General features: G+C 69.5%; 22 protein-coding genes and 3 tRNA genes. 8 read left to right on the top strand and 17 right to left on the bottom strand.

Translation table 11 applies throughout. From position 1 onward, the window contains the following. Positions 1-82: 82 nt before the first annotated feature. From ASF52_RS08835 to ASF52_RS08820, 4 genes are all read right to left on the bottom strand, one after another. Positions 83-712 (bottom strand): PopZ family protein, encoded by a 630-nt coding sequence (locus ASF52_RS08835; RefSeq protein ID WP_200937389.1) that lies wholly within the window; start codon positions 710-712, stop codon positions 83-85. Positions 713-1006: 294 nt separating this feature from the next. Further along, complete coding sequence (locus tag ASF52_RS08830) at positions 1007-2401, bottom strand: TolC family outer membrane protein (protein WP_056170859.1); 1395 nt, start codon at positions 2399-2401, stop codon at positions 1007-1009. A 227-nt stretch (positions 2402-2628) separates the two neighbouring features. Next, the gene (locus ASF52_RS08825) at positions 2629-3288 is read right to left on the bottom strand and encodes a protein-L-isoaspartate O-methyltransferase family protein (protein ID WP_056170857.1); all 660 of its coding nucleotides are present in this window, start codon (positions 3286-3288) and stop codon (positions 2629-2631) included. 206 nt (positions 3289-3494) lie between these two features. Next, positions 3495-3568, bottom strand: a tRNA-Cys gene (locus ASF52_RS08820). Between the two features lie 326 nt (positions 3569-3894). On the opposite strand from ASF52_RS08820, the gene ASF52_RS08815 reads away from it, so the two are divergent. Together ASF52_RS08815 and ASF52_RS08810 are read left to right on the top strand one after the other, a co-directional pair. Further along, positions 3895-3970, top strand: a tRNA-Asn gene (locus ASF52_RS08815). Positions 3971-4134: 164 nt separating this feature from the next. Next, a tRNA-Asn gene (locus tag ASF52_RS08810) sits at positions 4135-4210 on the top strand. Between the two features lie 268 nt (positions 4211-4478). Here the strand turns inward: ASF52_RS08810 and ASF52_RS08805 are convergent. From ASF52_RS08805 to ASF52_RS08755, 11 genes are all read right to left on the bottom strand, one after another. Further along, a complete protein-coding gene (locus ASF52_RS08805) occupies positions 4479-4682 on the bottom strand; it encodes a hypothetical protein (protein ID WP_056095218.1) in 204 nt (67 codons plus the stop codon). A gap of 215 nt (positions 4683-4897) precedes the next feature. Next, a complete protein-coding gene (locus ASF52_RS08800; RefSeq protein WP_056170855.1) occupies positions 4898-5131 on the bottom strand; it encodes a hypothetical protein in 234 nt (77 codons plus the stop codon). Between the two features lie 51 nt (positions 5132-5182). Further along, complete coding sequence (locus ASF52_RS08795) at positions 5183-6307, bottom strand: branched-chain amino acid ABC transporter substrate-binding protein (RefSeq protein WP_156368972.1); 1125 nt, start codon at positions 6305-6307, stop codon at positions 5183-5185. A gap of 69 nt (positions 6308-6376) precedes the next feature. Continuing rightward, entirely contained in the window at positions 6377-6736 is a 360-nt protein-coding gene (locus ASF52_RS08790) for a DUF6867 family protein (protein ID WP_056170854.1), read from the bottom strand. Next, complete coding sequence (locus tag ASF52_RS08785; RefSeq protein ID WP_056170852.1) at positions 6736-7518, bottom strand: ABC transporter ATP-binding protein; 783 nt, start codon at positions 7516-7518, stop codon at positions 6736-6738. Before ASF52_RS08785 ends, ASF52_RS08790 begins: the two co-directional genes overlap by 1 nt. Beyond that, positions 7515-8435, bottom strand: a complete 921-nt coding sequence (locus tag ASF52_RS08780; RefSeq protein WP_082515252.1) for an ABC transporter ATP-binding protein — start codon at positions 8433-8435, stop codon at positions 7515-7517. The genes ASF52_RS08785 and ASF52_RS08780 overlap by 4 nt, the downstream gene beginning before the upstream one ends. Further along, positions 8432-9736 carry a high-affinity branched-chain amino acid ABC transporter permease LivM gene (gene livM / locus ASF52_RS08775; protein ID WP_056170908.1) on the bottom strand — a complete coding sequence of 435 codons (1305 nt, stop codon included), beginning with the start codon at positions 9734-9736 and terminating at the stop codon, positions 8432-8434. Before livM ends, ASF52_RS08780 begins: the two co-directional genes overlap by 4 nt. A gap of 73 nt (positions 9737-9809) precedes the next feature. After that, the gene (locus ASF52_RS08770) at positions 9810-10727 is read right to left on the bottom strand and encodes a branched-chain amino acid ABC transporter permease (protein WP_056170850.1); all 918 of its coding nucleotides are present in this window, start codon (positions 10725-10727) and stop codon (positions 9810-9812) included. A 224-nt stretch (positions 10728-10951) separates the two neighbouring features. Then, a complete protein-coding gene (locus tag ASF52_RS08765; RefSeq protein WP_056170849.1) occupies positions 10952-11365 on the bottom strand; it encodes an EF-hand domain-containing protein in 414 nt (137 codons plus the stop codon). 177 nt (positions 11366-11542) lie between these two features. Further along, complete coding sequence (locus ASF52_RS08760; RefSeq protein WP_056170845.1) at positions 11543-11893, bottom strand: hypothetical protein; 351 nt, start codon at positions 11891-11893, stop codon at positions 11543-11545. Positions 11894-11961: 68 nt separating this feature from the next. After that, positions 11962-12615: a hypothetical protein gene (locus ASF52_RS08755; RefSeq protein WP_056170841.1), complete on the bottom strand. Its 654-nt coding sequence runs from the start codon at positions 12613-12615 to the stop codon at positions 11962-11964. 155 nt (positions 12616-12770) lie between these two features. On the opposite strand from ASF52_RS08755, the gene ASF52_RS08750 reads away from it, so the two are divergent. Both ASF52_RS08750 and ASF52_RS08745 read left to right on the top strand, forming a co-directional pair. Continuing rightward, positions 12771-13439 carry a response regulator gene (locus ASF52_RS08750; RefSeq protein WP_056170840.1) on the top strand — a complete coding sequence of 223 codons (669 nt, stop codon included), beginning with the start codon at positions 12771-12773 and terminating at the stop codon, positions 13437-13439. Further along, positions 13439-14863, top strand: coding sequence for a sensor histidine kinase (locus ASF52_RS08745; protein ID WP_082515251.1), 1425 nt, complete (start codon positions 13439-13441; stop codon positions 14861-14863). Before ASF52_RS08750 ends, ASF52_RS08745 begins: the two co-directional genes overlap by 1 nt. Before the next feature lie 5 nt (positions 14864-14868). On the opposite strand, the gene ASF52_RS08740 is transcribed toward ASF52_RS08745, so the two are convergent. Next, a complete protein-coding gene (locus ASF52_RS08740; RefSeq protein ID WP_056170833.1) occupies positions 14869-15954 on the bottom strand; it encodes a 2'-deoxycytidine 5'-triphosphate deaminase in 1086 nt (361 codons plus the stop codon). A gap of 100 nt (positions 15955-16054) precedes the next feature. After that, positions 16055-16501 carry a hypothetical protein gene (locus ASF52_RS08735; protein ID WP_056170828.1) on the bottom strand — a complete coding sequence of 149 codons (447 nt, stop codon included), beginning with the start codon at positions 16499-16501 and terminating at the stop codon, positions 16055-16057. Between the two features lie 145 nt (positions 16502-16646). On the opposite strand from ASF52_RS08735, the gene apaG reads away from it, so the two are divergent. From apaG to ASF52_RS08715, 4 genes are read left to right on the top strand one after another with little or no spacing between them, the layout of a single operon-like run. Then, entirely contained in the window at positions 16647-17039 is a 393-nt protein-coding gene (gene apaG / locus ASF52_RS08730; RefSeq protein WP_056170823.1) for a Co2+/Mg2+ efflux protein ApaG, read from the top strand. Positions 17040-17043: 4 nt separating this feature from the next. Beyond that, positions 17044-18210 (top strand): acetylornithine deacetylase, encoded by a 1167-nt coding sequence (gene argE, locus ASF52_RS08725; protein ID WP_056170820.1) that lies wholly within the window; start codon positions 17044-17046, stop codon positions 18208-18210. Continuing rightward, positions 18207-18791: a spermidine N1-acetyltransferase gene (speG, locus tag ASF52_RS08720; protein WP_056170817.1), complete on the top strand. Its 585-nt coding sequence runs from the start codon at positions 18207-18209 to the stop codon at positions 18789-18791. The genes argE and speG overlap by 4 nt, the downstream gene beginning before the upstream one ends. A 23-nt stretch (positions 18792-18814) precedes the next feature. Beyond that, complete coding sequence (locus tag ASF52_RS08715) at positions 18815-19099, top strand: YciI family protein (RefSeq protein ID WP_056170814.1); 285 nt, start codon at positions 18815-18817, stop codon at positions 19097-19099. Positions 19100-19166: the final 67 nt, after the last annotated feature.

Raw genomic sequence — 19166 nt, 5'->3', positions numbered from 1 at the left:
GGGTCTATGCGGGTTGGCCCGCTTTCAACCCGTCAGGCCCGCCGCGTCAACACGAGGGCGGATATTCCCCGCCCGCGATCCCTCAACGCCCGCGTGCGACGCGCTCGATCTCGGCCCGCACGAGGCGCTCGACCAGGGGCGGCAGGTTCTCGTCGAGCCAGCCCTTCAGCATCGGCCGGAGCATGTCCTGCACGAGGTCTTCCAGGGTGCGGGGATTGTTGGACAGTACCGTATTGGCCAGCATGTGGAACGCCTGGCCGACGCTGGCATCGGTCACCGACGAGGTCAGGCGCTCGGCCGCCTCGGGCTCGCGATACGCCGGCTGCGGCTCGCGATACTCCGTGCGGGGCGCTTCGTAGGCCGGCTGCGGCACCGGACGCGGCGGCTCCGGGGCGGCCATGCGAACCGGTTCGGGCTCCGGCTCGAGATCGTCGTCGAACGAGATCGCGTCGAAATCGAGGGTTTCGTTGGTGAACCCGATATCGGGCTCCTCGAAGGTCGCGGGCGCCGGGGCCTTGCGGACGGGCTGCGCCACCTCGGCGAGGTCAAGGATGTCGTCGTTCTCAGGGAGTGGCGGAGCGGCGCGCACGGGCTCCACCACCTCGGCCTTGGCGTTCTGGTCGTCGGCGATGATCCGGCGGATGGAGGCGAGGATCTCCTCCATCGAGGGTTCCTGCGCCTTGTCCGGCACCTTGGGGCTGGCTGCACTCATCCGGACGACGCTCGGCTCTCAAGGATAACGGTTCACGCTATCCGCCACTATTTCACGCTCCCATCCCGACACAAGCGCCCGGCGGAACGGGGTACGGGATAAAGTCCGCCGCCGCGATTCCCCTGGCCCGTGTGGCCGGAGGGCGACCCCCGGGATCGCCCGGCGCCGCCCCTTCCGAAGCGCACGCCCCCGCGGGAGACCCACGCGACGGCCCGAGCAACGGTCGGTTAACCAATCTAGGTTAAACCGGACTGCATCGGTGCAGCGCCGGATCCCCTAAGACCGGACGCCCGATCAGCGCCCATCGGGGGTGCGGACGCCGAACCATAGATCCTTGACTTGGTCGAAATGCTCCTTGGGGCTGTAGGCCGCCACAGGGAGGGCGGTGAAGCGCACGGTGAGGCGGCCGATGGTCTGGACCACGCCGTAGGAGTTCACCACCCGGTCGCGCTGGGCCAGGATGAGGTTGACGCGGGAGTTGAGCAGTTCCTGCTGTGCGTTCAACACGTCCAGGGTCGTGCGCTGACCGACGCGGGCTTCCTCGCGTACGCCATTGAGGGCGACCTCGTTGGCCTGCACCTGCGCCTGCGAGGCGATGACCTGGGCCTTGGAGGCTTCGAGCCGGCCCCAGGAGGTGACGATGGCCGAGCGGATCTGGTCGCGGACGTCCTCGACCTCGATCCGGCGCTGGCCCACGAGCTCCTTGGCCTGGCGGATCTGCGAATAGGTCAGGCCACCCTCGTAGAGTGGCACGGAGATGCGGCCGACGATCTGGGCGTTGAGGCTGCGGTCGCCGGGGAACTGGCTGTCGAAGCGCTGCTGGACCGTGCCGGACAGGCCCGCCGTGGGGTAGAGCTGGCCTTCGAGCACCTTGACGCTGGCCTCGGCCACGTCGACCGCATGCATCGATGCCAGGATCTGGGGGTGCTCCTTCAGGCCGATCGTCACGGCGGCGTCGAGATTGGCCGGAACGTAGCGGTCGAGGGGGCGGCCGGGGGCGAGCTGGCGCGGCTCGACGCCGATGAAGCGGCGGTAGGTGCCGATGCTGGCGCGCAGGGTCGCCTCGGCGCCGCTGACTTCGGAGCGGGCGCCGGCGAGGCGCGCCTCGGCCTGGGCGACGTCGGTGCGGGTGACCTCACCGACGTTGAAGCGGTCGCGGGTCTGGCGCAGCTGCTCTTCCAGCACCTCGACGTTGTTGCGGCGAAGTTCGAGGTTCGCCGTGTCGCTGAGCACGAACATGTAGGCCTGCGCCGCGCTGAACAGGGTGTTCATCTCGACGGCGCGCAGGGTTTCGCGCGTGCTGAGCACGTTCGATTCCGCCCGGCGGGTCTGGTTGTCCGTCTGAAATCCGTTGAACAGCGTCTGGTTGACGGTCAGGGATGCGCCGCCCGGCCGTGTCACGTTGTTGATGTCCAGTGTCTGGACCCGTCCCTCGGTCCGAGCGAGACCGATATCGGCCGATCCGCTCACCGTCGGGCGATAGCCGGATTTCGCCTGCGCGACGTTCTCGTCGACGCCACGCAAGGCGGCGCGGTTCGAGTTCAGGGTCGGGTTCGCCGCATAGGCGCGCGACAGCGCGCTCTCCAGCGTCTCGGCCTTGGCCGGATGCCCTACCGCCAGCGTCACTGCGACGATGCCAGCGCATCGAAGCCCATGGCGCATCGCTGGTTTCCGTTCTCTCACGTTCATCAGCCCTTGCGGTTTCACGATGAACCGGTCGGCCGCTATCCTGCGGCGCCGCGCATTCGCGCAATCCGGGTTGCCCGCCCATGGGCAAGTCTAGCCGAACTTGGCGTCGCGGGCATCGGGGTGGGGACTGGCCGGGTGTTGAATGGACGGCAGTGCCACAAAAAAGCGACACCGGCCGGTCGTCGACGGGGCGTGGTCGCCCCGGAAGGAAGGCGGCGCGACGCGTCCTAGAAGGCGAAGTCGTTCGCGGCCGCGAAGGGACCGAGCACCGGAAGCGTCGCGTCGAAGAGCGGGCGGGCGCCATAGGCGTCGCCGGTCCGGACGAACAGCGTCGCCTTGGCGGCGCGCGGTTGCCCGATGACGCAGACGAGGCGTCCGCCCTCCTTCAGCTGTTCCAGGAGCGCCTGCGGCCGCACCTCGACGCGACCGTTGACGAGGATCCCGTCATACGGCCCGCTCGCCGGAGCACCGGCCTCCAGCGGGGCTTCGACGAGCTCGGTACCCGCGAGACCGCCGAGGCGCTCACGCGCACCGGCCGCCAGGGTGGCGGAGGATTCGAGGGCGACCACCTCGGCACCGAGGTGGTGCAGGATTGCGGCCGCGTAGCCGTAGCCAGTGCCGACATCGAGCGCCTTGGCGCCTGCCTTGAGGTCCAGGGCCTGAATCATCCGGGCGAGCAGCATCGGGGCCGGCATCGCGCGAACATCGCCACCGCCGCCGTCGAGGGTCAGGGTCTGGTCGATATAGGCGAAGTCCTCGCGTCCGGGCGGGACGAACCGCTCGCGCGCCACGTCCTCGAACGCGTCGAGGACGGGGACGCTGTTCACGTCGAAGGTCCGCAACTGACAATCGACCATGAGGCGTCGCGCCTGCGCGTAATCGAGCATGAATGCGGTCTCTTCCTTCGACGGCGGTTCCGGCGTCCGGTCCGGACCCCCTCTCGTGGGAGGCCGTTCGGTGACGCGCGAAGCCCGCGGGTTGTCGGGGATGGGCGTTGAAAACGCAAGGTTCCGGCACGCCGGCGCGCGTTCGCCGGTCCCCGTGCGAGAATATCGGGGACAGCGACGGAAAGGGATGGGAAATGGGAAGGATTTGGAGGCCTCGCCCGGAATCGAACCGGGGTGCAAGGATTTGCAGTCCTCTGCGTAACCACTCCGCCACGAGGCCTTCCCGCTCTGCCCCGAACGAGCGGGGCGGCGCCCCCGGCCGGGCGGTCCGTCCGGGGTGAGCGGTCTCTAGCAGAGGGGTGGGCCGATCGGCAACGGTGTTTCGCCGGCCAATCCATGTTTCCCCGGTCCACCCATGTTTCCCCGGTCCACCTATGAGAAGTCGCGCGGGGGGGGCCGATGTGGTGAATCCGGCCCTTCCAAGCCGGCGCTCGCGATCCGGTCCGGCCCAGGCGGGTGGCGCTCGGGAAATGCGACGGATTTGTCAAACGCCGGTCCCCGGGGCCTTGCGTCCGGCGGCGGCCCTGTGTAGAGACCCGATCGCGGTCCCCGATAGCTCAGTTGGTAGAGCAAGCGACTGTTAATCGCTTTGTCGCAGGTTCGAGTCCTGCTCGGGGAGCCAAATTCTTCTCTCGATCTTGCGCTGTGCCTTCGTGGTGCAAGGTTAGGATCATGGTCCTCCGGACCTTCGTTTCATCCTGGGTCGGCGCAATCCTTGGCGCGATCCAGGTGGTCATGCCGCTCTCTTGCGCATCCCATTGGGTTCGCGCGGAGCCGTGGCGGTGATCCCCGATAGCTCAGTTGGTAGAGCAAGCGACTGTTAATCGCTTTGTCGCAGGTTCGAGTCCTGCTCGGGGAGCCAATCCTTCGTCCATGCCGGGTGTCTCGGGCCAAGTGCCTGGGGGCGCCGAGTGCCGAGACTGACACACCCCGCCATCCCCATGCTCGCCTGTCCGGCCGGGCCGCCCGAAATGGCCCCTCCGGGGTTCCGCCGTGACGCGGAGCCGGGCTGCGTGCGGCTGTGTCCTGCCACCCACCCTGCCGAGCCATCGATGATCTCATGAAAAACGCCGCAGACCCTGGGGTCCGCGGCGTCGAAGGAGGTGGGTGGCGATGTCGGTCGGTTGGACCTACCGGTCGCCGGCTCCCGAAAGGAGCTTCTCGATCTGCTCCATGCCGTTGCCGTAGGCCTTGGCCTCGGTGGGCAGGCTGCGGTCGGACCGCTGCACCAGCTTGCCGTTCTTGCGAATGGCCCACTGGTAAGGCGCGCCCTCCGCCTTCGGCGGCACGATCTCGAGAGTGTAGGGATGGGTGTTGATGGTTGTCTCGCTCATCTGCGCACTATGCCATGCGGGAGCGCCGGTCGCCAGACACCGGAGCGTTCAAGAAATCGATAAACGGCCCTTCGGTGCATTTTCTCACGCCGAGACAGGCGTTTTCACCCGCCCCGGCCATGCACGGCGCGGGTTCTGCGACCGCGCTCCCAGGTGATTCGCGGTCGGTCGGGCGTGATCGTCTCCCGGAAGGTCGATCCCGGCGGATGCGGTCTTCAGTCGGACGGGGGCTGTTCGGCTGACGATCGCACGTCGGTGATTCGGGCGTCGTCGGACGTCCGTGCGGCCAAGGCCCGGGCACGCCAGGCGTCGCGCTCGGCCAGAGCTTCGGCCAGGGCGGCCTCCGCCCTGTCGGCCCGGGTCGTCTCCAGCTTGGCCAGGGCCTGTGCCCGTTCGCGCGCCCGGGTCTCGGCCGCCATCTGGACCTTGAGGTCCCTCGGCGTTCCCATGATCTGTTCCTCGATGCCGGCGCCGGCCCGGGGGGCCGGCGCCGCGGGACCTTACTGGGCCACTTCGTTACCGGCGTAGTTGATGGAACCGTCGGCGCCCTTCTTCCAGACGTACATGACGTAGTCCGGCCGGGTGATGTCGCCCTTCTTGTCGTAGGCGATGTCGCCGATCACCGTGTCGAACGGCTTGCCCTGGTGCAGGACGGCCGCGACCTTCTGGCCGTCGGAGGATTTCGCGATCTCCATGGCCTGCTTCAGGATCTGGACGGCGGCGTAGGAGTAGAGGGTGTAGCCCTCGGGATCGAAGTTGATCGCCTTGAAGGCGTCCACGGTCGCCTTGGATTTCGGGTTCTTGCGAGCGTCGGGCGAGAACGTCATCAGGGTGCCGTCGGAGCCGGGGCCGCCGACCTGCGCGAACTCGCGGTCGGCGATGCCGTCGCCGCCCATGAGCGGGGCGGCGAGGCCCTGGTCGCGCATCTGGCGGATCAGCAGGCCGGCCTCGGTGTAGAGGCCGCCGAAATAGATCACGTCGATGCCCGCCTGCTTGAGCTTCGACACGAGGGACGAGAAGTCCTTCTCGCCGGGGTTGATGCCCTCGAAGATCACGTTGGTGCCGCCCTTGGCCTTCAACGCCTTCAGGGTCTCGTCGGCGAGGCCCCGGCCGTAGGGCGTCTTGTCGTGCACGAACGCGATCTTCTTGCCCTTGAACTTGTCCGCGAGGTAGGCGCCCGCCACCGCGCCCTGCTGGTCGTCGCGGCCGCAGGTGCGGAACGTGTTCCAGTTGCCACGCTCGGTGTATTTGATCGCCGTCGAGGCCGGGCTGATCTCGATGATGCCGGATTCGGCGAGCACGTCCGAGACTGGGATCGAGACGCCGGAATTGAACGCGCCGACCACGGCCTTCACGCCCTCGGAGGCGAACTTGTTGGCCACCGACACGCCCTGCTTCGGATCGGAGGCGTCGTCGCCCACCGTCATCACGAGCTTCTCGCCGTTGACGCCGCCGGCCTTGTTGATGTCGGCGATGGCCTGTTGCGCCCCGGTCTTGATCTGTGCGCCGAAGGCGGCGTTCGGCCCGGTGACGGGGACGACCACGCCGATCTTGATCTCCGCATGCGCCGCCGTCGCCGCGACCATCAGGCCCAGAGCGACGCCCACTGACAACACTGACTTCATGCTGGTTTCCCCTCTCGAAGCGTCGTACCGCCCGGCATCCCGTGACGGCACGATCGCGTGGAATTCAGGTCACGGCGCGGCCGGCCGGTCGCGCCAGCTCAACGGGCCGGTGCGCTCGTAGAGCCAGGCGTATTGCCGGGTCATCTGACCCGCGCGGGTGAAGCGATAGGCGAAGGCCCCGACGGCGAGCGCGAACACGGCATCGACGGCGTAGTCCGGCGCGGACAGGAGCGTCCCCTCGAACAGGGCGTAATGCAGGAACCGCGTCACGGCCGCGATGAGCAGGAGGGCGAGGGCGCAGTGCCAGAACGGGCGCCAGCCGCGTGCCATGCCACTCCCGGTCATCCAGGCGGCCGAGCCCCCCATCGCCACGGTGACGAGGAGGAAGATGCCCAATGTCGCGCCGGTCAGCGCGAAGGTCTCCGGCATCAATGCTGTCCCCCTTCGAGGTAGGCGGCCTTCACCTGCGGATCGTCGAGGAGCGCTTGGCCCGTCCCGCTCATGGTGACGGTGCCCGTGACCATGACGTAGCCGCGATGCGCCAGCTTGAGCGCATGGTAGGCGTTCTGTTCGACGATGAACACGGTCAGACCCTCCGTGCGGTTCAGTTCGCGCACGGTGGAGAAGATCTGCTTGACCACCAGGGGGGCGAGGCCGAGCGACGGCTCGTCGAGCATGAGCAGGCGCGGCCGGCTCATGAGGGCGCGGGCGATGGCGAGCATCTGCTGCTCGCCGCCCGACATGGTGCCGCCGCGCTGGTCGATGCGCTCCTTAAGCCGCGGGAACAGGGTGCACATCCGCTCGAGATCTTCCGCGAAATGCTTTCCGCCGTTGACGGCCGCGCCCATCTGCAGGTTCTCGCGGACCGTCATGCGCGAGAAGATGCGCCGGCCTTCGGGCGACTGGGCGAGGTTGAGGCGGGCGATCTCGTGGGTCGGCAGCTTCGTGATGTCCTGACCCGCGAAGGTGATGGTGCCCTCGCGCGCTTGGGGCTGGCCGAAGATCGTCATCATCAGGGTGGATTTGCCGGCCCCGTTGGCGCCGATGAGGGCGACGATCTCACCCTCGTTCACGTCGATGTCGACGCCTTTCAGGGCGCGGATGCTGCCGTAATAGGCCGACACGCCGCGCACGCTGAGCAGCGGCGCCTTCGCTTCCGCCGCCTGGGCGCGGGTCTCGTCCACGAGGACGTTGATGCCGGCGACGCTCATGCATGGGTTCCTGCAAGGCCGACTTCGGCCTCGACGGCGGCGACTTCCTCGTCGTCGACGCCGAGATAGGCGGCGATGACCCGCGTGTCGTTGCGGATCGCGTCGGGCGTGCCGTCGGCGATCTTGATGCCGTAGTCGAGCACCACGATCCGGTCGGAGATCTGCATCACCACCGACATGTCGTGCTCGATGAGGAGCACCGAAGTGCCGAACTCGTCGCGGATGAGGCGCAGCAGAGTGTTGAGGTCCGCCGATTCCCGCGGGTTCAGGCCGGCGGCCGGCTCGTCGAGGCAGAGCAGGACCGGGTCCGTGCACATGGCCCGGGCGATCTCGAGGCGGCGCTGATCTCCGTAGGGCAGGTCGCCGGCCGGCTCGTCGGCCCGGCGGGTGAGGCCGATGCGTTCGATCCAGGCAGCGGCCTTCGCGATCGCTTCCTCTTGCGCCCTGCGGTAGCTCGGCAGGCCGAGGATGCCCGCCAGGCTGAAGGCGGAGGCCTTCATCAGGGGCTTGTGCATGGCGACCAGCAGGTTCTCCAGCACGGTCATCTGCGGGAACAGGCGGATGTTCTGGAAGGTGCGGGCGACGCGGGCGAGGCGATTGACGTCGTGTCCCGGCAGGCGCTCCAGCAGGTGGGTCTCGCCGCCCGACTGACGCAGCCGGATCATCCCTTCGGTGGGTTTGTAGAAGCCCGTGATGCAGTTGAAGACCGTGGTCTTGCCGGCGCCGTTCGGGCCGATGAGGGCGGTGATGTCGCCGCGCCCGACCTTGAACGAGACGTCGCCGACGGCGGTGAGGCCGCCGAAGCGCATGGTGAGGTGATCGACCACGAGGATCGGATCGGCCGGGCCCCCGGGAACGGCGGCCGGGGGCTCGTCCTTCAGGGTGGCGAGGCGGGTGAGACCGGTGGCGTCGCTCATCGGGCGCGCGCTCCCAGGCGCACGGAGGGCGTGCGCTCGGAGATGAGGCCACGCGGACGCCAGACCATCATCGCCACCATGGCGAGGCCGAACAGCAGCAGGCGGTACTCGTTGGGGTCGAAGCCCTCGCCGAACACCGCCTTGAGGAAGCCGAGGTTGCGCAGCAATTCGGGCGCCCCCACCATGGCGATGGCGGCGACGGCCACCCCGAGCTGGCTGCCCATGCCGCCGAGCACGACGATGGCGAGGATGATGGCGCTCTCGAGGAAGTTGAAGCTTTCCGGCGAGACGAAGCCCTGCCGCACGGCGAAGAACGAGCCGGCGAACCCGGCGAACATCGCCCCCAGGGCGAAGGCCGAGAGCTTGGTGATGGTGGTGTCGATGCCAAGCGACCGGCAGGCGATCTCGTCCTCGCGGAGCGCCTCCCAGGCGCGGCCGAGCGGCAGCCGGCGCATCCGCAGGGTGACGAGGTTGGTGACGAGCGCGAGCACGAGGATGAGGTAATAGAGGAAGACCACCCGGTGCATCGGGTTGAAGGCGAGGCCGAAGACGTTGGCGAACCCGCCCTCCCCGGCCGTGAACGGAATCCCGAAGAAGCTCGCCCGCGGGATTGACGACAGGCCGGCGGACCCGCCCGAGAAGTCGACCCAGTTGATGAGCACGAGGCGGATGATCTCCCCGAAGGCCAGGGTGACGATGGCGAGGTAATCGCCGCGCAGGCGCAGGACGGGAAAGCCCAGCAGCACGCCGAAACCCGCCGCGAACAGGCCGGCCAGCGGCAGGCAGACCCAGAACGACAGGCCGAACACCGTCGAGAGCAGGGCATAGGAATAGGCACCAACGGCGTAGAAGGCGACGTAGCCGAGGTCGAGGAGGCCGGCGAGGCCCACCACGATGTTGAGGCCCCAGCCGAGCATCACGTAGGTGAGGATGAGGATGCCGAGATCGATCCAGTAGCGCCCCTCCGACAGGCCGCCCGACCCGAGGGCGGCGAGCAGCGGCAGGGTGAGGGCGACCACGAGGGTGAGGGGCCCGATGATCCGGCCGGGACGCGCGACGCGGGCGGGGGCCGTGGACTCCGCCTCCGCCAGGGTGCGGATGTCGCGGCGGCGCGAGACCTCGCCGAGCACGAGGCGCTGGGCGAGCCGCAGGACGAACACCGCCGCGCACAGGCCGGCGACGAGGCCCCAGCGGCCGGTGAGTTCGAGGCCGGTGCCCTGGCCGAGATCCGTGCGGTAGGCCACCACCGGGATGGCGAGGCCCAGGGTCACCAGGGCAAAGAGCGCGGCATCCTTGATCATTTCGGGCAAGGCGGCGCCGGAGCGGCGCGCCACGGTCGGGGCCACCCGGCCGATCGTCGTACCTTGAGCCACGCTAGACCTTCTCCACTTCGGGGCGCCCGAGGATGCCGGACGGCTTGAAGATGAGCACCACGATCAGGATCAGGAACGCGGCGACGTCCTTGTACTCGATGGAGAAGTAGGCCGACCAGAACGTCTCGATGAGGCCGATGATCAGGCCGCCGAGGACGGCGCCCGGCAGGGAGCCGATGCCGCCGAGCACGGCCGCCGTGAACGCCTTCACGCCGGGCACGAACCCGTCCGAGAACGAGACCACGCCGTAATACAGGAGGTAGAGGGTGCCGGCGACGGCGGCGAGTGCGGCGCCGAGCACGAAGGTCAGCGAGATGGTGCGGTCGACGTTGATGCCGAGCAGGGCCGCCATGCGCCGGTCCTGCTCGCAGGCGCGCTGGGCCCGGCCGAAGGAGGTGCGCTGGACGAGGTACCAGAAGCCGGCGAGCAGGAGCGCCGTCGTCGTCATGATGATCGCCTGCTTGTAGGACAGGGTCACGGTGTATTGCGCGTTCTCGTAGAGGACGATCACGTCGCGCACGAGGGGCGGTACCGGCTTGTTGCGGGCGCCCTGCACCACCTGGACGAAGTTCGACAGGAAGATCGACACGCCGATGGCGGAGATCAGCGGCGCCAGGCGGAACGAGCCGCGCAACGGTCTGTAGGCCGCCCGCTCGATGGCCCAGCCCCACAGGGCGGTCAGCACCATGGCGAGGATCAGCACGATCAGGAAGACGAGGGCGACGGAGGTCAGCCCGAGCCAGGTCGTGAGGATGAGGAAGAAGATCAGCGCGATGAAGGACGACAGCATGAACACGTCGCCATGGGCGAAGTTCACCATGCCGATGATGCCGAACACCATGGTGTAGCCGAGCGCGATCAGACCGTAGATCGACCCGAGGGTCAGCCCGTTGATGAACTGCTGGGCGAAGAATTCCATGGGCGCCTTTTCCAGAACCGGGCGCCATCGCGGGACCGATCAGCTTGAGCGGACAGGCCTCGCGAATGACGTGCCAGCTTGGCATGTTCCGAACGGGGGGCAACGGTCAATCCTCGGTGCCCATCCTCCGTGCACGGTCGCCGGCTCCTGAAACACGAACGGCCCGGCACAGGGGTGCCGGGCCGTCCTCGCAGTGAGACGCGAGAGCCGCTCGCGGTGGAGGCTTACTTCAGGAGGGAGACCAGGGCCTTGCCGGCCGGGGTCTTTAGTTCCTTGGCGTCGAGGGTGCCGTCGTTGTCCGGATCGGCGGCCTTGAAGCGGGCTTCCACGAGGGCGAGGTACTCGGTCTTGTCGAGGGTGCCGTCGCTGTCCGGATCGGCGGCCTTCAGGGCCTTCTTGGTGACGCGGCCCTTGAGCTCCTTGGCGTCGAGGGTGCCGTCCTTGTCGGCTTCCAGCTTGTCGAACCGCGCGGCGGCCACGGCCTGGACTTCCTTGAGATCGACCGTGCCGTCGTTGTCGGTGTCGACCATCGAGAGCACCTTCTGCGCGCTCGGCTCCTTCGCCGAGGCCGGCAACGTCAGGGGGAGCGTGAGTGCCACGGCGCCGAGGGCGGCGGTCAGACGGAACAGTTTGGACATGGAAGAACCTCTCTCGGGCAATCGCCATTGCCACTTCATCACGGGCGAACGGTCGAAAATCTATTTCATGCCGCAGTGCAATATTTCAACCCCCGCCCCGGGGTGAACCGGTAGAATCCTGCCGGTTCGGCGACCCTCGGGACGGGCGGCGCGGTGGGCCGCCCGTCCCGCGCCCGGTCAGTCGCGGGGTTTCGGAGCGGGACCGGCCGGTACCGGCATCGCCGCGAGCTTGTCGAGCATCTGCAGGGCAATCTCGGCGCAGGCCTTCATCGGTTCGTCGGCGGCGCATTTCACGTCGAGGGCGGTGTCGCCCCGCTCCAGGCGGAACTGCGCGGCCTTCGGCGGCGGAGGCGGGGCGTCGGGGCCGCCACGGGGGCCGCGCGGGCCGCCATGGGGCGGTGGAGGCGGCGGCGCGCCGGCTTCGGGACCGGTTTTCGGACCACCGGGCGGCGGCGGGGCGGGCTGGGCCACGGCGGCGGACGCGCACAGAATCGCGGCCGCGCTCAGCAAGGCGAGGGTCTTGGTCATGGGTGGAACTCTCGGTGAGGGTGCCCGTGAGGCACCGAGGCTAGGAACGCGGATCGGAAGGCCGGGGTTCAGAAGACGCGCTTCTCGCGCACCTGACCGTCGAAGCCGACATGGAGGTGGCGCTCGCGGCCATCCGCGCCCTTGGCCGCGACGTCGAGGTGGCGTGGCCCCCGGCCCGTGACGCGGATGTCGGAATAACCGGCGGCCTCCACCTGGGCCGTCAGGGCGGGCACATCGGCCCTCGGGCCGAGGCCCATCTTGTCCTTGGCCCAGTCGAGGGTGCCGGGGGGCGGGCCGCCGGCGGGGCCGACCACGACCTTGGTGCCGTCGGCGCGGGTGATCAGCGCGGCATGGAGGAAGCCGTTCTCGAACCGGCCCTGGACGGTGACGGCCTCGCCGGTCGTCACCAGGGTGCCGCCCTCGCCGCGCTTGCCCGTCTCCACCAGGGCCTTCCCGGTGCCGTCCTGCACCACGAACTTGTTGCCGTAGATCTCGGCGACGGTCCCCTTCGCGGCGATGGCGGCGGAGGGCTTCAAGTCCGAGACCGCGACGGGCTCCACCGGCGTGAGGGTCGCGGTGTTGTTCTGCGCCAGCGACAGGCCGACGGCGCCGAAGGCGAGGGGGGCGGCGATGGCGCCGGCCACGAGGGTACGCTTCCTGGAACGCTTGGCCTTCTTCGGGGTCAGGTCGGTGGCGGTCCGGTCGATGGTGTCGGTATTCATGGTGTCGGTGTTCCTGTCGGCGTTGCCCTTTCGGGTTGACGCCGTTCTAGGGAAGCCCCGCCAATCCGATCTGAACCGCGCGGTTCAGCCCCGGTTAAACCCAACGGCGTAGCCCGCCCCTTCCCATCCGCCGCCGCCCACGGATTCTACGCCCGATGAAGATCCTGCTTGTGGAGGACGACGCGCCGCTGGCCGCCGAGATCGCCAAGGCGTTGCGGGCGGAGAACTTCGCCCTCGACCACGCCGTGAACGGCGAGGACGGCCAGCACCTCGGCGAGACCGAGACCTACGACGCCGTGGTGCTCGACCTCGGCCTGCCCAAGCGCGACGGGATCGGGGTGCTCCAGGCCTGGCGCGGGGCCGGTCGGACGGTCCCGGTGCTCATCCTCACGGCGCGCGACGGCTGGAGCGACAAGGTGGCGGGCTTCAAGGCCGGGGCCGACGATTTCCTGGTCAAGCCGTTCCGGGTCGAGGAACTCGTGATCCGCCTGCGCGCCCTGGTGCGGCGCGCCACCGCGCACGGGGCGAACCGCGTCGTCTGCGGACCCCTGACATACGATTCGGGGCTCGGCACCTTCGAGCGCGACGGCCTGCCCCTGAAACTCACGGGCCTCGAATGGCGGGTGCTGTCCTGCCTGATGCTGCGCAAGGACGGGGTGGTGCCGCGCGGCCAGCTCATCGAGCGGGTCTATGACGGCGACGCCGACGTCGATTCGAACTCCGTCGAGGTCATCATCACCCGCCTGCGCCGCAAGATCGCCCCGGCCCGCATCGAGGGCGTGCGCGGCCACGGGTATCGCCTGATGCCGGGCGAGGCGGCCTGATGCCGCCGCGCGAGCCGGAGCCCCCTGCCCCGCCCCCTCCGAAAGCCGAGGGCGTGGCCGGGCCGTTCCATCTCGGTTCGCTTCAGCGCCGGCTGCTCGCCGCCGCCCTGGTCCTCGTCACCGTCGCCCTCGTGGTGGCGGGCGTCGCCATCGGGCTCGTTCTGTACCGCTTCGTCCGGGGCCAGCTCGACAGCCGCCTCGACAGCCAGCTCGTCGCCCTCGCGGCCGGCCTGGAACGCGGCCCCGGCGACCGCTTGCGGCTCGCGCGCAACCTCGACGGGCCGCCCTTCGACCGGGACCGGGCCGGCTGGTACTGGCAGGTGCGCCAGGGCGGCACCGTCCTGCGCTCCGGCGCCCTGGAGGGCCGCGACCTCGCCGTCGAGGCGGGACGCCCCGAGCGGGACTACACGGATCGGCCGCGCCCGGCCGACGGCACCGGCCCGTGGGGCGAGAGCCTGATCCTGCGCGTCCTCACCCTGCCGCCCGCGCCTGGCGTGCCGCCCGCGATCCTCGTGGCCTCGGCGCCGTCCGCCGCCCTGCGCGGCCCCTTGCGCGAGGCGGCCGGCGCCCTGGCGCTCATCCTGGGCCTCCTCGGTGTCGGTCTTCTGGCCGGAGCCCTCGCGCAGATCCGCCTCGGCCTCAGGCCCCTGGAGCGCCTCCGCCGCGACCTCGCGGAGGTGCGTGCCGGGGACCGCGCCCGCGTGCCGGGCAAGCAGCCGGCCGAGATCCGCCCCCTGGTGGCGGAGGTCAACGCGCTCCTCGACCAGAACGCGGTCAACCTCGAGCGCGCCCGCACCCATGTGGCCAACCTCGCCCACGGGTTGAAGACGCCGCTCGCGACCCTGTCCCTCGCCTTGTCCGACCGGTCCCGCGACCCCGACGGGACCCTGGCCAGCCTCGTCGGTTCGATGGATTCCCAGGTCCGACACCATCTGCGCCGCGCGCGTGCGGCGGCCCTCGGTGGAGCCACCCGCGCCCGCACGCCCCTCGCCGGACCCGTCGCGGATCTGCGCACCACCTTCGCGCGGCTCTATGCCGAGAAAGGGCTCGTCATCGACGTCACCCTTCCGGTCGGCGTGACCGACACGTCCAACGCGGCCGTCGCCTGCGACGCCCAGGACCTCGACGAGATGCTCGGCAACCTCATCGACAACGCCTGCCAATGGTGCCGCGGCTACGTGCGCGTTGGTGCGGTCAGCACCGCATCCGGCCTGGTGATCACCGTGGAGGATGACGGGCCGGGCCTCGCTGCCAAGGCCGCCGCCGAAGCGGTCCGGCCCGGGCGGCGCCTCGACGAGACCGTGCCGGGCAACGGCTTCGGCCTGTCCATCACCCAGGAATTGGCCGAACTCTACGGCGGCGGCCTCCGCCTCGACCGCTCCGGCCTCGGGGGACTCCGCGCGGCCCTGACCCTGCCGGTGTGACGCCCTCAGGCGAAGTGCTTCGAGAGCTTCAGCCCTTGCGCCTGATAGTTCGAACCGGCCCCGGCCCCGTAGAGGGTCGCCGGCACCTCGGCCATGCGCTCGTAGACGAGGCGGCCGACGATCTGGCCGTCCTCGAGCAGGAACGGCACGTCGCGCGAGCGTACCTCCAGCACGGCCCGGGCGCCGGCCCCGCCGGCCGCGGCAAAGCCGAAGCCCGGATCGAAGAAGCCGGCGTAATGCACCCGGAACTCGCCCACGAGGGGATCGAACGGCACCATCTCGGCGGCGTGGTCCGGCGGCACCTGCACGGATTCCTTCGAGGCCAGGATGTAGAACTGGCCCGGATCGAGGATCAGGGCGCCCGAGCCGTCGGCGGCCAGCGGCTCCCAGAACTCGGCCGTCCGGTGCGCGCCGGGTCTGTCGACATCGACGAGGCCGGTGTGGCGCTTGGCCCGGTAGCCGATGAGCCCGTCGAAGCCGGAGAGATCGATGGAGACGGCGATGCCGCCCTGGAACGACGGCTGGCCCGCATCGACCAGGGGCGTGTGGGCGTGAAGCGCCGCGAGCGCAGCGTCGGTGAGGCGCGGATCGCCCCGGCGGAAGCGTATCTGCGACAGGCGCGAGCCCGTGCGCACCTTGACCGGGAAGGTGCGTGGGGAGATCTCGGCGTAGAGCGGGCCGTGATAGCCGGCCTCGACCTGATCGAACGCCGTGCCCCGGTCGGTGATGACCCGGGTGAACACGTCGATGCGTCCCGTCGAACTCTTGGGGTTGGCGCTGGCGGCGAGATCGGCCGGCAGGGCGAGGTGCTCCTGCAACTCGGCGATGTAGACGCACCCCGTTTCCAGCACGGCGCCCTGGGTCAGGTCCATCTCGTGCAGCACGAAGGCCTCGATGCAGGCCGCGACCGTGCGGGCGCCGGGCAGGAAGCTCGTGCGGACGCGAAACACCCGGGCGCCGAGGCGCAGATCGAGGCTCGCGGGCTGGATCTGGTCCGGGGCGTAGGACGTGTCCGGCCGGATCGCCCCGGCCTGCGTCAGGGCCGCGATCCCCTGCGCCGCCAGGATGCCGGTGCGCGCCTCTGTCTGCATCACGTCCGGCCCTTCGCTTCGCCCGCACTCGATCGGGCGCCTCGTGTCGATGAGGATCGCCGAATTCGCGGCAGTGTCGCGGCGACGGCCTAAGGCCGCGTTAAGCTTCCGGCTCCTCGGGCGTCGCGAGCACGATCTGCGCGAGCACGATCCGCGCGAGGGCGAGGCGGGCGAGAGCCCCCATGGTGACGAGGCCGGCCAGCGCGCTCGCCAGGACGGGAAAGCCCGCCGGCCAGACGATCAGGCCGAAGCCGAACAGCACCGCGCCGAGGCCCGCGCCCGGCCCGACGGCGAGCACCACCGAGGGCATGCCCACCATGCGGGGCGACGGCCCGGTCCGCCGCGCGACCCGGGCGCCGGCCATCCGCGACAGCCCGTCGAGGGCGAGGGCGGCAACGAGCGCCGCGGCGGCCCAGGTGTTGGCATCCGGGGCGTGCCACGCGAAGGCGGCGGCGAGCCCGGCCATGGCGAGGCTGGCGAGAAGCCCCCGCGTCGGGGTTCTCCCCGGAAGCGGCGGAGAACCCCGCAAAACCGTCTCGTCGACCACGCAGGCTGGTCCTCATTTTTCCGCGGGTATCCCCGCATTCACCACGATTGACGCGGTTTTCGCCGGGCCGTACCACGACGCCCTGAGCTTGTCGCGATCCTGGGTCGCGCCCGGGTCAGGCCCGGCCACGGAGGCGTTGAAGGCGATGTACAAGGCTCAGACGCGTGGGATCAGCGTGACGGTGATGCCCCGCTTCGTCGAGGAGGAATCCTCGCCGGACGAAAGCCGCTACTTCTTCGCCTACACCGTGGAGATCGTGAACAACGGCTCCGAGCAGGTGCAACTGCGCTCGCGCCACTGGCGGATCGTCGACGGGCGCGGCTCGACCCAGGAGGTGCGGGGCGCCGGCGTCGTCGGCAAGCAGCCCGTGCTCGAACCGGGCGAGTCGTTCAGCTACACCAGCGGCTGCCCGCTCTCCACGCCCGACGGCCTCATGGCCGGCAGCTACACCATGGCGACGAATGCCGGCGAGAGCTTCGAGGCCGAGATCCCCGCCTTCTCCCTCGACTCGCCCCACGTCCGCCGCAGCGTCCATTAAGCTCATGCCCGGCCCGCGCCCCGAGACCCTCGACCTGCTGGCGCGGCTCGTGGCCTTCGACACCGAAAGTTCGAAGTCGAACCTCGCGCTCATCGACTTCGTCTGCGGCTACCTTGCCGATCTCGGCGTCCCGCACGTGCGCATTCCCGACGCGACCGGCAGCAAGGCTGCGGTCTTCGCCACCATCGGCCCGATGATCGACGGCGGCATCGTGCTCTCCGGCCACACCGACGTGGTGCCGGTGACGGGGCAGGCCTGGAGCACCGACCCCTTCACCCTGCGCGTGGCGGACGGGCGGGCCTACGGGCGCGGCGCCGTCGACATGAAGGGCTTCTGCGCCCTGGCGCTGGCGGCGGTCCCGGATTTCCGCGCCGCCGACCTCAAGCGCCCGATCCACATCCTCCTGTCCTACGACGAGGAGACCACCTGCCTCGGCGTCGCCGACACCATCGCGCGCTTCGGCGCCGATCTGCCGCGCCCCGGCGCCGTCATCGTCGGCGAGCCCACCGACCTCGAGGTCGCCGACGCCCACAAGAGCATCGTCACCTATATGACTACGGTGCACGGCCACGAGGCGCATTCGGCCAAGCCGATGCTCGGCGCCAACGCCGTGATGGCGGCGGCCGACCTCGTCTCTGAATTGAACCGCATCGCCGATGCGATGATCGCGCGCGGCGACGCGTCGGGCCGGTTCGATCCGCCCGCCACCACCGTGCATGTCGGCACGATTTCCGGCGGCACGGCCCGCAACATCCTGCCGAAGCTCTGCACCTTCCACTGGGAGTTCCGGGGCCTGCCCGACCTCGACATGAGCGAGATCCCGGCCCTGTTCCAGGCGAAGGTGGACAGCGTGCTGAGGGAGCGGCTCAACCGCTACGGCGATTACGGGCACATCGAGACCCTGGAGGAGGTGGCGGTGCCCGGGCTCGCACCCGAGCCCGGCTCGGCGGCCGAGCACCTCGCCCTGCGGGTGGCGGGGCGCAACCACACGGTCTCGGTGCCCTACGCCACGGAGGCCGGACGGTTCCAGGTGGCGGGTATCCCGACCGTGGTGTGCGGCCCCGGCTCCATCGACCAGGCCCATCAGCCCGACGAGTACATCACCCTCGCGGCCCTGGAGGCCGGCGAGGCGTTCATGCGCCGCCTGATCGACGAATGCCGCGTCCCATGAGAACCGTCACGGCCCGCACCATCGCCGCCGACGGCCCGGTCAAGCTCCGCCCGCTGGAGCGCGAGGATCTGATGTTCGTGCATCAGCTCAACAACAACGACAGCATCATGCGCTACTGGTTCGAGGAGGCCTACGAGTCCTTCGCCGAGTTGGCGCAGCTCTACGAGCGCAATATCCACAACCAGACCGAGCGGCGCTTCATCATCGCCAATGCCGACGGCGAGCCCGCCGGTCTCGTGGAGCTCGTGGAGATCAACCACCTCCACCGGCGCTGCGAGTTCCAGATCGCGATCCACCCGATGTTCCAGGGCCAGGGCTACGCCCCCCGCGCTACCCGCATCGCCATGGACTACGCCTTCAGCGTGCTCAACATCCACAAGCTCTACCTGCACGTGGACAAGGACAACGCCCGGGCCGTGCGCATCTACGAGCGCTGCGGCTTCGTCCCCGAAGGCATTCTCAAGGACGAGTTCTTCGTCAACGGCAAGTACCGCGACGCCGTGCGGATGTGCCTGTTCCAGCCGGAATATCTGGCGCGCCGGGGCAGCGGCGAGATCGCCGAGCCCGTGTTGAAGGCCTGACGGCGCCGCCAAGGGATATGCGTATGATCGTCGTCTCGCTCACCTACGTCAAAAGCACCGAGGAGGCCGACCGCCACATGGCGGACCATCTGGCGTGGGTGAAGCGGGGCTATGCCGAGCACGGCTTCCTCGCCTCCGGCCGCAAGGTGCCGCGCACCGGCGGGGTAATCCTCGCCCGCGGCCCACGCGCGGAGATCGAGGCCTTCATCGAGACCGATCCTTTCCGCCAGCACGGAATCGCCGACTTCGAGATCACCGAGATCGACGTGACCACGGCGATCGAGGGACTGGAGGCCTTGAAAGGCTGAGCCCAGTCCTCGGTTCTCATACGGTTTCCGGCTGATCAGTTCGGTGACGCGGTATAATGCGGGTTCC

The organism is Methylobacterium sp. Leaf112, from assembly GCF_001423295.1.
In the GTDB taxonomy this organism is placed as follows: domain Bacteria; phylum Pseudomonadota; class Alphaproteobacteria; order Rhizobiales; family Beijerinckiaceae; genus Methylobacterium.
Note: the sequence above shows the minus strand (reverse complement) of the source record. Positions and strands in the feature narration are given on the sequence as shown.